Origin of the sequence: Acetobacter cibinongensis (assembly GCF_000963925.1) — a bacterium.
In the GTDB taxonomy this organism is placed as follows: Bacteria; Pseudomonadota; Alphaproteobacteria; order Acetobacterales; family Acetobacteraceae; genus Acetobacter; species Acetobacter cibinongensis.
In genome coordinates this window covers 222857-238171 of record NZ_BAMV01000007.1, presented here as the reverse complement: position 1 = coordinate 238171, position 15315 = coordinate 222857, and the positions used below count along the sequence as shown (strand labels likewise).

At 53.2% G+C, this 15315-nt stretch carries 11 protein-coding genes; 5 read left to right on the top strand and 6 right to left on the bottom strand.

The features are described 5' to 3' along the window. Positions 1-193: 193 nt before the first annotated feature. The 3 genes from Abci_RS04255 to Abci_RS04245 all read left to right on the top strand — a co-directional run bounded on the left by Abci_RS04255 (position 194) and on the right by Abci_RS04245 (position 4045). Positions 194-544: a putative hemolysin gene (locus Abci_RS04255; protein ID WP_244877577.1), complete on the top strand. Its 351-nt coding sequence runs from the start codon at positions 194-196 to the stop codon at positions 542-544. Between the two features lie 134 nt (positions 545-678). Then, positions 679-2541 carry a molecular chaperone HtpG gene (gene htpG, locus Abci_RS04250; protein ID WP_048837951.1) on the top strand — a complete coding sequence of 621 codons (1863 nt, stop codon included), beginning with the start codon at positions 679-681 and terminating at the stop codon, positions 2539-2541. A gap of 406 nt (positions 2542-2947) precedes the next feature. Then, on the top strand, positions 2948-4045 hold the full coding sequence (locus Abci_RS04245; protein ID WP_048837871.1) for a restriction endonuclease: 1098 nt from the start codon (positions 2948-2950) through the stop codon (positions 4043-4045). Between the two features lie 345 nt (positions 4046-4390). Here the strand turns inward: Abci_RS04245 and Abci_RS04240 are convergent, their stop codons facing one another. After that, positions 4391-6115, bottom strand: a complete 1725-nt coding sequence (locus Abci_RS04240; RefSeq protein WP_084597512.1) for a DUF885 domain-containing protein — start codon at positions 6113-6115, stop codon at positions 4391-4393. A 227-nt stretch (positions 6116-6342) separates the two neighbouring features. On the opposite strand from Abci_RS04240, the gene Abci_RS04235 reads away from it, so the two are divergent. Then, complete coding sequence (locus Abci_RS04235) at positions 6343-7506, top strand: MFS transporter (RefSeq protein ID WP_244877576.1); 1164 nt, start codon at positions 6343-6345, stop codon at positions 7504-7506. On the opposite strand, the gene Abci_RS04230 is transcribed toward Abci_RS04235, so the two are convergent. The 4 genes from Abci_RS04230 to Abci_RS04215 are packed head-to-tail and all read right to left on the bottom strand — an operon-like array spanning position 7503 to position 12553. After that, positions 7503-8951, bottom strand: a complete 1449-nt coding sequence (locus tag Abci_RS04230; RefSeq protein WP_048837870.1) for an outer membrane beta-barrel protein — start codon at positions 8949-8951, stop codon at positions 7503-7505. The two genes, Abci_RS04235 and Abci_RS04230, sit on opposite strands and share 4 nt — an antisense overlap. Before the next feature lie 43 nt (positions 8952-8994). Next, positions 8995-10374: an ethanolamine permease gene (eat, locus tag Abci_RS04225; protein WP_048837869.1), complete on the bottom strand. Its 1380-nt coding sequence runs from the start codon at positions 10372-10374 to the stop codon at positions 8995-8997. Then, entirely contained in the window at positions 10371-11168 is a 798-nt protein-coding gene (gene eutC / locus Abci_RS04220) for an ethanolamine ammonia-lyase subunit EutC (RefSeq protein ID WP_048837868.1), read from the bottom strand. Before eutC ends, eat begins: the two co-directional genes overlap by 4 nt. Beyond that, a complete protein-coding gene (locus Abci_RS04215; protein ID WP_048837867.1) occupies positions 11165-12553 on the bottom strand; it encodes an ethanolamine ammonia-lyase subunit EutB in 1389 nt (462 codons plus the stop codon). Before Abci_RS04215 ends, eutC begins: the two co-directional genes overlap by 4 nt. 139 nt (positions 12554-12692) lie before the next feature. Between Abci_RS04215 and qhpR the strand changes: the two genes are divergently transcribed. After that, positions 12693-13763, top strand: a complete 1071-nt coding sequence (qhpR, locus tag Abci_RS04210; RefSeq protein WP_048837866.1) for an AraC-like transcriptional regulator QhpR — start codon at positions 12693-12695, stop codon at positions 13761-13763. A gap of 11 nt (positions 13764-13774) precedes the next feature. Here the strand turns inward: qhpR and Abci_RS04205 are convergent, their stop codons facing one another. Beyond that, the gene (locus tag Abci_RS04205; RefSeq protein ID WP_181015814.1) at positions 13775-15229 is read right to left on the bottom strand and encodes a phosphomannomutase; all 1455 of its coding nucleotides are present in this window, start codon (positions 15227-15229) and stop codon (positions 13775-13777) included. Positions 15230-15315: the final 86 nt, after the last annotated feature.

Here is a 15315-nt window from a genome sequence, read left to right as displayed (position 1 = left end):
AGGGTTCTCCAAGCTGCGTGCGGGTCTCTGATGGCTCTCACGGGCCTCAGGGGCGGCCTTGCCATCTGTGTCACTCTGGTAGGGTCGGGTGTATGCGGTGTAAGCTGGGCGGGAAGAGAGCGCCTGTCCTGATGTGTGTGTATACCAAAACAGGCAAGGTGCCTGAACTTTTGTTATTGAAAAGGACCATGACATGTTCTGTTTATCAGTAAGCCGTAAGTGGCAGTTCGGGTGTGCTGCCGCTGTAATGACAGGTCTGCTTGCCGTAGCGTCTCCCGGTCAGGCCGAAGGGAGCGGTGAGAAAGCACCTCTGGCGGCTAAATCCTCTCAGGTGGCTACGCAGCCTTTAGGTCAACCAAAACGCGTTATTGGTATGGCTAACCCCGCCTCGGTTCATTGTGTGGATGCCGGAGGGCGTTTGGAAATTCGGACTGGTAAAGCTGGCCAATATGGCATCTGTCACCTGCCAGATGGTCGTTCCTGTGAGGAATGGTCTTACTTCCGCACCGGCGAATGTTCCGCGGAAAGTTTGAAAGCCCACTAAAAGAGAGTGCCGGGGGATATTGAAAAATATCTCCTGCTGCCACATCTGTTAAACGTGCAAAAGGCGATGGTTTCTGGCCTGAGGGCAGAAACTGTTGTGCTTGTGATGCAGTGAAAGACGGAGACTTTACCAAGATGACAGACGCAGCCAAAAGCGCCACAGGAACGGAAACACGGGAATTTAGCGCAGAAGTCGGCCGGTTGCTCGACCTTGTTGTGCATTCCCTTTATTCCGAACGTGAGATCTTCCTGCGCGAGCTGGTCGCCAACGCAGCGGATGCCACGGACCGCCGCCGGTTTGAAGCCCTGACGGACGGTGCCCGCGCCCTTCCCGATGATGCAAAAATTCGTATTAACCCGGAGAAAGATGCCCGCCTGCTTACCATCAGTGACGATGGGTCCGGCATGACGCGTGATGAGCTGGTGGCCAATCTGGGCACCATTGCTCGTTCCGGCACCCGTGCTTTTGGCAAACAGCTTCAGGACGCCAAACCAGAAGAGCGGCCTAACCTGATTGGCCAGTTCGGTGTGGGTTTCTACGCGGCCTTTATGGTGGCGGATAAGGTAGACGTTATCTCCCGCCGTGCCGGGTCGGATGAAGCATGGCGCTGGACATCTGACGGTAAAGGCTCTTACACGCTGGAGCCTGCCACCCGTGAGAAAGCGGGCACAGACATCATCCTGCACATTAAGGAAGATGCTGACGAGTTCCTTGATAGCTGGCGTTTGCAGGCCATTATCCGCAAATGGTCTGACCACATTGCGTGGCCTGTCACCATCCTGCGGGACGGGAATGAAGAAGCTGCCAACGAAGGCACAGCCCTGTGGCGTAAATCCAAAAATGATGTCACCGAAGAACAGCTTAACGAGTTCTACCGGCACCTGACGCATAACTTTGATACGCCGTGGGACACGCTACACTGGCGCGCAGAAGGAACCATGGAATTTTCGGCGCTGCTGTTTGTTCCCGGCAGCCGTCCTTTTGAATTTGCTGAACAGACGCGTGAAAGCCGTATCCGGCTGCATGTCCGTCGCATGTTCATTACAGACGAGGCCGACATCCTGCCGTCATGGCTACGCTTTGTTCAGGGCGTGGTGGACACGGAAGACCTGCCACTCAATGTCTCGCGTGAGATGTTGCAGGCTACACCTGTGTTGGCCCGTATCCGCAAGGCGGTTACTAGCAAGGTCATGGGTGAACTGAAAACCCGTGCGAAAAACGCAGAAAGCTACGCAACGTTCTGGGAAAACTTTGGCCCTGTGCTGAAAGAAGGCATGTGGGACGATGCAGCACACCGCACAGAAGTTGCTGGCCTGAGCCGGTTCCGCTCCACCGCAGTGGACGGCCTGACATCCTTTGACGACTACGTCAGCCGTATGAAGCCTGAGCAGGATGCCATTTACTACCTGACCGGGGATAACGCGGAAACACTGGCAGCCTCTCCACAGATTGAAGGCTTCAAGGCACGCGGTATTGAAGTGCTGCTTTTGTCTGACGCCGTAGACTCCTTCTGGCCGGATCGCCTCTCCTCCTATGAAGGCAAAACCCTGCGCAACGTGGCTCAGGGCCAGTCCGATCTGGAGAAATTTGGTGCCCCGGCTGAAACCGATGCTGAAAAAGCCGATATGGATACCCTCCTGCCTGCGCTTAAAGCGGCATTGGGTGAGGCTGTGTCAGACGTAAAGGCAACAGATCGCCTTGTGAGCAGCGCTATGGTGCTTACTGCGCCAGAAGGTGGGCCAGACCTGCAATTGCAAAAATTGATGCAGCGCAGTGGTCAGGCTATGCCGAATGTGACGCCAGTGCTTGAACTCAACCCGGCGCATCCGCTTGTGCATCACTTGGCTGAAAAGGTGAAAGCTGGAGAGCCTGTTGATGAACTGGCGCATATTCTGCTTGATGTTGCCAGCATTCAGAATGGTGAAGCGCCTAAAGACGCTAACGCCTTCTCACGGCGTCTCATGGATGTTCTGGTGGGCAAAGCTGCGTCTGCCTAATATCTCAGAGGGTGTCAAAGGCCCCTCTTCATAAAACAAAAATGCCTGGGCCCTATGGCCCAGGCATTTTTGTAAGAGGCAACAGGGCGTGCGTTCACGCTCTATTTTCGCCTTCCGCATAAAAACCAGGAATATCGCGGGGGATGGAGCAATGCAGCAATTCTGTAAGTTACACTAACGTGTTTTAAAGCTTTCAGTGTAAACAGAATCAAAGCTGCATTTGTTAAAATAAACCCACTTCAAAGGTGCTGGTGATAATGCGCACTGCGCCTGATTTTTAACGGCTCAGGAACATTACGGTATTCGGACAGCAAAATTCTTTTGAACTCAGCGCGTTATGTCTGTTGTGGGGGTTTTGTTTTGGTGGGATATAAGCCAGAATAAAAAGAGAACATAGACGGTTTGAATGAGTGTGAAGAAGGAGCCAGCTTACGTGAAGGTCGCTTATGGTGTGTGTGCTTTGTTGCTTATGGCAGGTGTAGCACAGGCAGAGACAACCTCTTACACAGCACCTTTTACGGTTTTACAGGACACTCAGAGTCTGTCTGCTGGTTACGGATTTTGCCAGGCAGGTGAAGCATGCGTGGCAGTTCATAAGGCTGCCTATAAAGCCATTGAACCCGATGCTGTGCAGATGCCCCCTTCCAGCCAGCATTCCGTGGTGTTCAATATCCTGTCAGGCATTTTGAACCAGACTATGGATGTTGTTCGCACGTTGAGTGCAAGCCTGCCGCCGATCCCGTTTCACCTTTCAGAACAGAATAAAGTGCTTTCATGGCTTGAAGGGCTGGTTGCACTGTACGTGTTTTTCCGGCTTTGGCTTGCTTATAGGCGCAGGCGTGCTTTTAAGGGTGCTGTGCAGACCGGCAAACGCCTGATTAATTCTCTGGCTGACCGCTTGCAAATACGCCGCAAACAGCTTGTGTACCAAAACGCTTATGGCACGACAATTTACGATAAATGGGAGCGTGAGAAAGCAGCTTTTATGCAGCGTGAAATGCTGAACTGCCTGAACGAGCACGGGTACCAGAATTACATTGACCGCGCCACACCCGAACTGCTGGCCTATCTTGATAAGGTCGCTTTTGATACACCTGCTGAGCCTGAGCAAAAAGTTAGTAATCCGGATGTTTACAGCCCGGATATGAACCCTTTTGATTACGAACGCTATTGCGCCCGCCTTCTGCGCCAGTTGGGGTGGGAAGCTATAGCCACCTCGGAATGTGGGGATCAGGGGGCGGATGTTGTGGCCAGCCGTGGTAACACACGCATTATTCTGCAATGCAAGCTCTATACAAAAGCCGTGGGGAACGATGCCGTGCAGCAGGTTGCCGCTGCGCGTCAGCATTACGGGGCACGGTATGGAGCGGTTGTGTCTAACGCACCTTACACCATCCCCGCTCAGCAGTTGGCAAAGACCAACAAAATTTTTCTTCTTCATCACGATGAATTACAACGGTTTGTAAAGCGTGTTGAAAAGTCTTCTACTTTCCGGCTCCGTTGAGAGCTATGGCTTGCCAATAAGCTCATGTTTCTTGGAATTTTTACCTGAAAAACAAGTTCGCTGAGCAAGGCGCAATAGACCATAAACTCTGTCGCTGTCATGGCAGGTGCTATTGGGTAAGGATGCCTACGGTAAGTGTAGGCTTAGTTTACAGCGCTTCATTACGTATGTTCGGTAAACGCACGTAACCGGCATATCTGTCTGGCGGGACCATGCACTGTCTCTTGCTATAGAAGTGCCTAGAGCTCTGCGGTGGGGAAGGCAGTCGTCCTTCCCCATCTTCTTTATAAAAACCTCTGTTGTACTCCGCTCTCAAGTTTTATAGAGGCCGGAAATCTGAGCTTTCTATTTGGGTGTTGCGCTCTCTTTGGTAATAAAGTCTGAGATATGAGCATCAAGAGTGGAAAGTGGAACTGATCCTGTTTCCAGAATGGCATCATGGAATCGCCGGATATCAAACTTCTTGCCAAGAGTGTGTTCTGCTCTGTGGCGTAAGTCCCATATTTTGGCTTCTCCCAAGTAATAGGAAAGAGCCTGTCCTGGCCAGGAAATATAGCGGTCTATTTCTGTTTCAATCTCATGGTCAGCCAAGGCTGTGTTGTCATGTAAATAAGCCTGAGCCTGTTCCCGCGTCCAGCCTTTGGCATGAATACCGGTATCCACAACCAGGCGGGCTATGCGCCATGCCTGATAGGAGAGCATACCAAATTTTTCATATGCTGTATGGTAAAATCCCATCTCATCGCCAAGCCTCTCGCAATACAGCGCCCACCCTTCACCATAAGCGGAAATATAGTTTTTGCGGAATTCAGGCAGAGCCGTGTTTTCAGCAACCAGCGAGAGTTGCATGGAATGTCCGGGGGCTGATTCATGCAGTGTTAGCGCTGGCAGAGAGTAAAGCGCGCGGGCTTTCAGGTTATATGTGTTGACGTAATACGTATCTTCCCCGCCGCGTGCTGATGTGTAAAAAGGTGCTTCATCTTCAGGCACAGGCTCAATGCCAAATCTGTTGCGTGGCAGAAGGCCAAAATAGCGGGATGCCTTGCCATCGAACTCTTTTGCAATCCAGGCCGCATCTTTTAACAATTCCATAGGTGTTTTGGCGTAAAACTGATCATCTGTTCTCAGATACTTCAGAAAATCTGAAAAGCTGCCCTTAAACCCTGTCTGTGCCATGGTTTCCATCATTTCCTGATGGACCTTTTGCATCTCAGCAAGGCCGAAAGCATGAATAGCCTCAGCGGTCATGGAGGTTGTGGTAAATTCGTAAATCTGGCTCTGGTAGTAGCGTTTACCGTCAGGCAGGCTTTCCGCTGCCAGAGGCTGGCGTGCATGCGGCACGTAGTCTGTTGTAAAGAACGTCAGAAAATCACGATAAGTCGGAATAACTTTTTGGGAAATAATATCGCGTGCGGCCTGAGTTAGTTTTTCCTGCACGTCGCGCGGTATGGTGGCCGGATAGTGCCGAAACGGGGCGAAAAAAGGTGTCGCCTCTGGTGTCTTGGCCTCTGCAACCTGGCGTATGCCGCCTTCTCTTCCAACAAGTGTGACATGAGGTGCCGTGAACCCGCGTTGCAGGCCTGCACGCATATTGGCAGTTTGTTCCTGAAAATAGCGAGGGATATCGCCTAGGCGCTTGAGTGCGTTCTGGTAATCTGTCTCTGTCGTAAACTGCGCGCCTTCATTGCTGGAAAGCTCACTCCAGAATGTAGTGTCAGAATTGACAGGCATTTCGTAGCTTTTATAGGCAATCTGGTTTGCCATGACAGTTGCCTGATACTGCAACACATCATAATTCTCCCTCTCGCCTACTGTCAGGTTTTTGCGGTCAATATGCGTCAAAGCAGACAGAATACCCTGATAGTGCGCACTAATTTTTGCAAAACTGGTCGGGTCAACATGCGGGAGCGAGTCAGTCTGTTGTTTCTGCTGGGCTTTCTGCCATGCGGTGTCGGACTCTATCAGCGTTCCCAATGGGGTGGGGGCATGAGGGGCTGCCAGGGTGGTGGAACTGGCTAAGAGGAATGAGAAAGCCGCTGCGGCCCCCCACAGTGCGGTTGTATGACGCATCAAGACACCTTGAGACAGAAGTGATACTCTAAACAGGCTTTGGTGGAGCTAGTTTATTTTCGTAATCGTTATAAAATCACCTGTTGGGTTAAAAAGAAAGCCCTGCATGGGGCGCTACAGGGTTCTGGGCTGGGTGTTTTTCGGCTTTCCTGTACCATGGTTCTGCGCCACACAGTGCAGCAGGGATGCACACGCACGTGCGTTTTAGTGAGTGAAAGGATGCCTCCGTGCCTATTGCCCTGATCGCCCTAGCAATAGGGGCTTTTGGTCTAGGGACAACAGAAACCATCGTTATGGGTCTGTTGCCACAACTCTCAGCAGGGCTGGGTGTCTCCATTGCGCAGGCAGGCCTTCTGGTTTCCGGCTACGCATTGGGTGTTACCATTGCGTCTCCTGTCGTAGCCGTTCTCACCAATGCCTATTCGCGCCGTTACACATTGCTGCTCACAATGGCCATTTTCACAGTGGGTAACGCACTTAGCGCTATTGCACCGGGTTACTGGTCGCTCATGGTGGCGCGTGTTGTTACCTCGCTCTCGCATGGCACCTTTTATGGTGCTGCCTCGGTTATGGCCTGTCAGGTTGTGCCTCCGCACCAGCGGGCCAAAGCGCTTTCCCTGGTCTATATAGGCCTTACACTCGCCATGATTCTGGGGGTGCCACTTGGCACGGTTGTTGCACAGGTCAGCTCATGGCGGGTCGCGTTCGGCCTGATTGCCGCCATCGGCGTTGTTGCGTGGCTGAGTATTCGGGTTTGGGTGCCGCAGGATAAAGTGTCTGGGCCGCCGGTTAAACTCTATGCACAGTTGCATGCCATGACCCGGCCTTTGGTGGTCACCATGATGTTGGTGTCCATGTGTACATCTGCCAGCATGTTTTCGCTTTTTACCTATATCACGCCGTTTCTTCAGGTCAGAACCGGCTTCTCTGAACATGCGGTTGACCTTGTATTGCTCCTTATCGGCGGTGGGTTGTGCCTTGGTAATCTGCTGGGCGGCCGGTTGGCAGACTGGAAGATGTTGCCATCCTGTGCTGGCCTTATGCTGGCGGTTGCGGTTGTGCAACTGTTACTCGTACCCGGCAGCCTGCATGTCTGGACCTGTCTGATCCTTCTTTTTCTGTGGGGTGTTTTTATCTACGCGCCCATGGCGCCGCTACAGTCTTATGTTGTCACCTGTTCCGGGTCTGCGCCTAATATCGCGTCTGCCATGAACCAGAGTTCATTCAACTTCGGGAATGCTGTTGGGGCATGGGCCGGTAGTCTGCTGGTTGCCGGGCCGGAAAGCTATGGCGGCCTGCCTTATCTTTCCGCTGCTATGGCAGGCTTGGGGTGTGCGCTGGTTTTTCTTGCCAAATATTTTGAAAAAAAGACACAGCAGGCTGGGGCTTAAAAGCCCAGCACGGCATCACAGTTGAAGGTCAGCATATTTTCGGTGCCGTGGGTGACAACAGGGTTATCCACAGTTCCGGCCCGGTTGAAGGGTCTTGTGCCATTCAGGGACTTATCAATCCGGATTTCCGGCCGGAGTGTAAACGTGCCTTTGCCAAGATGCCGGTTTATCAGGTCTGGCCGATATGCGCCGCCCACGGTGAGTTCGCCATATGTGGTGGGTGGCGCATTGAAGTAGGAAAATGGTCTGTTACGCAAAGAGTTTACATAAGACATTGTGCCTGTGTACTGGCTGATGATAGCCCCCGTATTATCCCGGAAAATTTCAGCACGTGCGTTGAGCGTAAATGCCTTGCTGACATCCCATGAGAGATAGCCCGTAACACCATACGCATCATCGCGTGATGCATCATCATGTAAGAATAGCCCTTCTGCCTGCACGGACAGATCTTTGGTGATATGGTATGTAACAAGCAGGTCCGCATTATATTGCATCAGCCCATTGGCCTTTGGGCCAATGCCAGCGCTATTCCACCCTTCTGAGGACACACGGGTGGGGCCATTATTGCTTTGCGGCCCGAAGTGACCAATGGCGTTGATATTAAGTTTGCCATTCATCAGGTTATGCCATGTAAAGCCAAAATAGCCTTTAGGGCGGCTATTATTGCCGTTGCGGCCAAATGTTGTGGAATTTCCGGCATCAATACCAACAAGCCAGTCCATATGATGGCTGAGATGCATGGTTGCTACAACCCCTACCGTCTCAAACGGCACAATGTAGTCAGAGCCATAATTGAAGGAATAAAAGGGGCGTGCCAGCGCGGGCGTGCCTTCTGCGCCCATGAGCCCGTACATCTGGCCTGCCTGCACATCAATTCCGTGCTTGAAAACCCATGGCAGGTGCACGTCAATATGCGCCTGTGTGGGGGCCCACTGGTACTGGCCTGTCAGGTTGCCTGAGCCCATACCAATAGTAGGGTCAAAACGTGCATCCGAGCCATACATGGCCTCAAACACAAACCCGATGCCATAACCATGCCCTACGGGTGAAATGGGGTGGGAGATGGACCCCATGATCTGGTTAAGTGTGACGGTGTTTGCGCGGTCCAGGTAAAATTGTCCGAAGTTACGGCCAGTTTTTGTCCATGGGTTTCCCGCTATGCCGGTCTCAACAGTCAGGTGGCCGACAAGACCGTCCCAGTAGGTCAGGGCTTTCCCTTTTTTGGGTGTAAACAGATTGCCCGGCTGCATTGCAGACAGGTCCGGGTCCAGTTGCGCCTCCTCCTTAAGCTGCACGGTGGGGGAGGGTGTCGGGTGGTTGGGGTTGGGGGACCCGACTGGGGTAAAGCCGTGGTTGGAGGACGCCGCAGCCTGTGCATGTGCTACAGCCGGAAGAGCAACCCCGCCAAGAAGACATAATAAGGCAAAACTGTTTTTACAAAACATTCTCTTATCCAGGCTCATGATGTTTCAGGACGGGGAGGTGAGCTTAGTGTTCAGGGCGTGGTTCGGATGTGATCTCCCGGCGGTCTGCATTGCGGTAGGAACGCATTAAAACCACACTCAATATCGTCATTACAGCACCATAAATCAGGCAGACCTGTGCGTTGTAATATATGACCGCTGCCAGAAGAACGACCGCACCACACAGCGCCATGCCGGGCAGAACAGGGTAGAGTGGCGCTTTGTAACTGCGATGCATGTCTGGCTCCGTGCGACGAAGCCGGAATAGGCTCACCATGCTGAGGATATACATGGTCAGTGACCCGAAGACGGACATGGTCACCAGAGTTGCGGTTAAGGACTGGCCCTGGATGGAAATGATGTCGTCTGAAAAAATGGCGGCAATACCAATAACACCGCCCGCAATGGTAGCTGTGTAAGGCGTTTGGAAACGCGGGTGGATCTTGCCCAGAAAGGCAGGAAGAAACCCAGCCCGAGCCATCGCAAAAATCTGGCGTGCATAGCCCATAATAATACCGTGCAGGGACGCAATCAGCCCGAACATGCCTAGCCACACCAGCATGTGTAACCAACCGCTATGGTCGCCCACAACGCGCTTCATGGCTTGTGGTAGCGGGTCGTTCAGGTTGGCAAGGCTTTGCCAGTCACCCGCCCCACCTGCAAAGAGCATGACACCAAAAGCAAGAGACACCAGCGTGAGGACACCTGCAATATAAGCTACAGGAATAGCACGGCGTGGGTTTCGGGCCTCTTCTGCGGCCATGGCAACGCCTTCGATGGCCAGAAAAAACCATATAGCGAACGGGATGGCGGCAAAAATACCCCCTATGGCATTCCATCCGAAATGCGGTGTACTGCCCCAAGCATTATGCAGAAAATTGTCCCATGAAAACGCAGGTGCTACGACACCCATAAACACAAAGAGTTCGATAATAGCTGCAAGTGTTATAAAAAGTTCAAATGTTGCAGCAATGTGTACACCGACAATATTGAGCGTCATGAAAATAATATAGGCACCCAGCGCCGCCATTTTTGGCGGAATGGCCGGAAACTGCACATTCAGGTAAGCCCCGATGGCCAGTGCAATGGCGGGTGGGGCAAAAATGAACTCCACCAGCGTTGCAAGTCCTGCAATCAATCCGCCCCAACGGCCCAGAGCACGCTGACTATAGGCAAAAGGCCCGCCAGCCTGCGGAATGGCGCACGTCAGTTCAGTAAAACTGAAAATGAAGCTGGTATACACAATGGCAACAAAAGCCGTGGCGACCAGAAACCCCAGTGTGCCCGCAGTGCCCCAGCCATAGCTCCAGCCAAAATACTCGCCAGAGATCACTAATCCCACCGCAATGCCCCACAAATGGAACGTGCTTAAGGATTTGTGAAGATGCGTCGGCGCGTTACTCATGCGTCATGGTCCTTTGGCAGAGAAATCTGTGTGGAGGGGGAGAGGGCCATATCCGGGGCCGCATCTTTCAGGCCAATGCCTGTCAGTTTCAAGGTGCGCGCCTGCTGCATCAGCCATGCCAGCTTGGCGGCAGCGGCGAGTACCACCAACCCGTGAGGATGAATGTTGGAGATACAGTTGCGCGCTGAATCCGGGCACCCAACGTAGGGAGCGTAGGTCAGGTAAACGCCCAGACTGTCTGCAACGCTCAGGCCGGGGCGCTCGCCGATCATCACGACCACCATGTTGGCCTTCAGGCACGTTGCGATATCATCGCCCAAAGCAACACGGCCCTGTGTTGCAATAACCAGTGGCGCAATGTGCCAGTCGGGTAAAAGCTGTTTTGTGGCCATGAAAAGAGGAATGGCGCTTTGCTGTGTCGCAAAAGATGACAAACCATCCGCCGCGACAAACACAACGTCCCAAGGGCCTTGTTGCAGCGTTTGCGCACACTCTGGCGCCAACCTTCGCCCCAGATCTGGCCGTCTGAGGTAGGTGGCGCGATCAGCGGCCTGACTATGAACCACCAGAGAAGGCACCGGCCCTAGGGCGGCCTGCATGGCGTTGACGTCCAGGGGGGTATGGACGGCATCCCGCGCTTTGGCATGGGCGGCCTGAAAATCCAGTACATCGGATGTTCTCAGCGCGTTTCCGGCTCGGGGCAGACCAATGCGGGCCCGTGTCAGGTGGCGCAACTCCTGCCATACGTCAGGGTGGCTGGCAGCAGGAGTGCGTGTTGGGGTGTGATCCGTCATGTGGGGCGCACCATCTGGCCCAGTAGGGTTTGGCCGGGGTTTCTGTCCAGCATGTGCTGGGTCTGGGTATCATACAGGCCCATTTGTTCCAGCCAGAGTGCAAATTCAGGAGCGGGCTTCAGGCCCAGAAGGCTGCGCAGGCTCAACAGATCATGAAAAGACAGGCTCTGGTAATTGAGCATGATGTCATCAGCGCCGGGCACGCCAATCAGGAAGGTGATGCCAGCAGCAGCCAGCAACACCATCAGGTTGTCCATATCATCCTGATCGGCCTCAGCATGGTTGGTGTAGCAGGCATCACACCCCATGGGGACACCAAGCAGCTTGGCGCAAAAATGGTCTTCCAGCCCCGCGCGGATAATCTGTTTGCCGTCATACAGATATTCCGGGCCAATAAACCCCACAACGGTGTTGACCAGAAGCGGGTTATAGGCGCGGGCTACCGCGTAAGCACGGGCTTCAACCGTTTGCTGGTCAACACCATGGTGCGCGTTGGCAGAAAGTGCTGCGCCTTGGCCTGTTTCAAAATACATGACGTTCTGGCCAAGAGTGCCACGCTTCAGGCTTAACGCTGCTTCGTAAGCTTCCTGTAAAATGGCGAGAGAGACACCAAAGCCTTCATTGGCTTTCTGTGTTCCGGCAATGGACTGAAAAACCAGATCAACCGCGCCTCCCTTGTTCATGATTTCCAAGGTGTTAGTAACGTGGGTCAGGACGCAGGTTTGTGTAGGAATGTCATAACGCTGGCGGGCGTGGTCCAGCATGTTCAGCAGGTCAAAACCATTGGCAACGCTGTCTGTGGCCGGGTTGATGCCAATAACAGCATCGCCCATGCCGCGCAGCAATCCATCAAGTGTGGAGGCCGCAATGCCTTTCAGGTCATCTGTCGGGTGGTTGGGTTGAAGGCGGGTGGCAAGGCAGCCTTCAAGGCCAATGGTGTTCCGAAAACGGGTAATAACCCGCACTTTGCGTGACACCGCCATCAGATCCTGATTGCGCATGATCTTACTGACCGCTGCCGCCATTTCCGGCGTAATGCCGGAGGCCGCTGCGGTAAGGACAGCCGTGGTGGTGGTGTCAGCCAGCAGCCAGTTCCGGAACTCTCCCACGGTCATGCTTGCAAGGGGGGCAAACGCGGCTCCGTCATGAGTGTCCACAATCAGGCGGGTCACGTCATCGTGTTCGTAGGGAATAAGAGCAGTTGTCAGAAAGGTTGTGAGAGGCAGATCCGCCAAGGCGTACCGGGCAGCAATACGCTGCGCATCCGTCTCTGCGGCCAGACCCGCAAGCTGGTCACCTGAGCGTGCGGCAGAGGCTTTGCCCAGAAGGGTTTTCAGGTCTTCAAACCTGTAAGTTTCTCCGCCCAATGCGTAATGATACGCCATGACAGTCTCTCCGTTGCTTGACCGGAACTATATCTGTCGCGGACCGATTTTGACTTGACCGGACGCAACAAGATTTTGACAATAGACGACAATCAGACATACGCTTCGCCCACTCGTCAGACAGACCGGGCGGAAAGCAATGTCATCCCCTCCACACTCCCCTGATCGTGATGCGCAAGTTCTTGCGGCTGCTGCATCAGGTGTGGAAAGTTTCTTTACACAAAGCGGCGGAGACATAGACCGCATAGCCGGGCGTGCTGGTCTCTCGCCCGCACAGTTTGTTATTCCCACACAGTCTTTAAATTTGCGGTCCTATTGCAGGCTTTTTTCCGAGGCTGCGCGGGACACACAGGACCATAATATTGGCCTGAGATTTGGCCAGCAGTTTTTGCCACAGCAACTTGGCCTGATAGGCTATGTGGCGCTTTGTTCCGCTACGGTGGAGCAGGCGGTTCGTAATCTTGTTGCTTATTTTGGCTATCATCAGGCGAATACTGTTACCCGCCTGAGTGAAACCGCAGACAGCTTCTGCCTTGAATATCTAATTACCGACCCTGCTATTCAGGACCGACGGCATGATGCTGAACTGACGCTTGGCATGTTCTGTAATATTTTACGTGCGGGCTTAGGGTCAGACTGGAGCCCACAACTGGTGCTTTTTGCGCATGATGCTCCCGAACAGGCGCAAGAACATCAGGCAGCGTTTCAAGCTGAAATACGGTTTTCAACGCACATGAATGCGCTTGTCTTTAGTAAAAAACATTTGCACAGCAAGGTTATGCCTATGGCAGACCCAGCCTTATTGCAGGTCATGCAATCATCGCTGCTCATGCTGGCACAAAAAGGCAGTGTGTTACCCGGTTCTGACACACAGTCCTTAAAAAATCAGGTGATGGCTCAGCTTGTTTCCCTGTTGCCACAGGGCACGCATGACCTGCGCGAAGTAGCAAAAAGCATGGGGCTTACCCCTTGGACACTACAACGGCGGCTTGCTGACCTCAGTCTATCCTACACTGCTTTGCTGGATGAGGCACGGCAGAGTGAAGCGTTACGTTTGCTTGCACTTCCTGAAACGGACGTAAGCTCCATAGCCGCACAGTTGGGATATACAGAGACCAGCGCTTTTAGTCGGGCCTTTCGCCGTTGGGTGGGCGTGTCGCCGCGCGTATGGCGGCAGACAAACGGACGGCCGTCAAAAATCGTCAAATAAGAGGCCAGCACTCACTCTTTCCGCCACAGTGCAACTGCCTGCATACCAAGCGCAAGCAGAGCTTCGGCTCTTGCCGTGCTATCGGCTTCCACATAGACGCGCAATTCCGGTGCATTGCCGGACGGTCGCAGGTGAATAACCTCCTGAGATGCAAAGGTCATACGCACGCCATCGGTTTCATCCAATGCCATGAGGGGACCGCACGCGGCGACAAAACCAAGTTTTTCTACTTCCTGCTCCGGATTTGCACCGAGACCCTCCAGCTTTGCCAAACTTTGAGCCGTAGGCATGTTTTGCAAACGATCACTCAGTGTAAAGCGGGGAGGAAGGGTCGCGACAAGACGGCTCAGCTTGTTACCATGGTGTTTGCATGCAGCCAGCGCGCACAGCATAGGTAAAACGGAATCCCGCGTAGGCAGAGCGGCTAGGCGATTGCCGCCCTGTATAATGTCACTTGCCAGCAGAAAGCCTCCGTTTGCCTCGTAGCCAACAGAAGGAACAATTCCGGCTTCGGCAGCCTCTGTCATAGCGGTCACAACGTAGGGTGAACCAATGCGTGTGCGGCGTATTGATTCAATGCTTCCAGTTTTCTCCAGTGCAGTATTGCTGCTAACCGGCGTTGCAACGCTGCGGGCTGCTAAAAATTGTGCGGCCAGAATACCCAGAACGTCCCCACGCAACCATGTGCCCGTATGGTCTGCCAAAAGGGGGCGGTCTGAATCTCCATCCGTAGTGAGCAGGGCATCAAAGTTTTCTGTTTTTGCCCATTCCTGTGCAAGACTGATGTCTTCCGGGCGCACGGCTTCTGTATCGACCGACACAAACTGCTCTGAGCGTCCCAGCACGATAGTTTCTGCACCAAGTGCTTCCACAATCTGCACCAGCGCGTCACGGCCTACAGCAGAATGTTGGTAAATTCCAAGGCGAAAACCAGAGAGAGCATTTTCCCCAAAAAAATCCTTATACCGTTTAATGAAGTCTGGAATAACTGGTGTGATAGGAGGGAGTGTAACGGGGTGAACTAATGCGCCTTCAGCATTAAACCAGCCAGAAGGCAAAGTTATAATCTCATTACGCATTGCAGCTTCATCAGATTTGAGAAACTCGCCATGTGCACGATTGAATTTTATGCCGTTACGATCATCAGGAATATGGCTGCCTGTGACCATAAGAGAAGGTATAGATCGTGCAAAAGCAAAATGGCACAGCGCGGGCGTGGGAACATAACCACAAAAAACAGGTATGCCTCCTGCGGCTTCAATAGCAGCCACACACGCTGTGAGAATGCGGGGGGTGCTGGGGCGTAGATCTCCTGCAACAGCCACAGAGGTGCCTGCTTTAAATTCCCCTACGGATTGAAGATGCTGCAAGAAGCCTAGCGTATAAGCGCAACAGACGGCATCTGTCATGGCGCTGACCAGACCACGTGCGCCACTGGTGCCAAAAGCGACACCCGAGTGTTCCATCCAAGCCGCAATTTTCATATTCGTGCCCCGCAGATTTCTTAGTGCGGGCACCTTATATCAAACTACATAACCCCAAAAGAGAGCCC

Excerpts from the sequence above, each read along its gene's own strand:
- Abci_RS04205 (WP_181015814.1), bottom strand. The coding sequence starts at position 15,229 with ATGGAACACTCGGGTGTCGCTTTTGGCACCAGTGGCGCACGTGGTCTG.
- qhpR (WP_048837866.1), top strand. The coding sequence starts at position 12,693 with ATGTCATCCCCTCCACACTCCCCTGATCGTGATGCGCAAGTTCTTGCG.
- Abci_RS04215 (WP_048837867.1), bottom strand. The coding sequence starts at position 12,553 with ATGGCGTATCATTACGCATTGGGCGGAGAAACTTACAGGTTTGAAGAC.
- Abci_RS04230 (WP_048837870.1), bottom strand. The coding sequence starts at position 8,951 with ATGTTTTGTAAAAACAGTTTTGCCTTATTATGTCTTCTTGGCGGGGTT.
- Abci_RS04255 (WP_244877577.1), top strand. The coding sequence starts at position 194 with ATGTTCTGTTTATCAGTAAGCCGTAAGTGGCAGTTCGGGTGTGCTGCC.
- htpG (WP_048837951.1), top strand. The coding sequence starts at position 679 with ATGACAGACGCAGCCAAAAGCGCCACAGGAACGGAAACACGGGAATTT.
- eat (WP_048837869.1), bottom strand. The coding sequence starts at position 10,374 with ATGAGTAACGCGCCGACGCATCTTCACAAATCCTTAAGCACGTTCCAT.
- Abci_RS04240 (WP_084597512.1), bottom strand. The coding sequence starts at position 6,115 with ATGCGTCATACAACCGCACTGTGGGGGGCCGCAGCGGCTTTCTCATTC.
- eutC (WP_048837868.1), bottom strand. The coding sequence starts at position 11,168 with ATGACGGATCACACCCCAACACGCACTCCTGCTGCCAGCCACCCTGAC.
- Abci_RS04245 (WP_048837871.1), top strand. The coding sequence starts at position 2,948 with ATGAGTGTGAAGAAGGAGCCAGCTTACGTGAAGGTCGCTTATGGTGTG.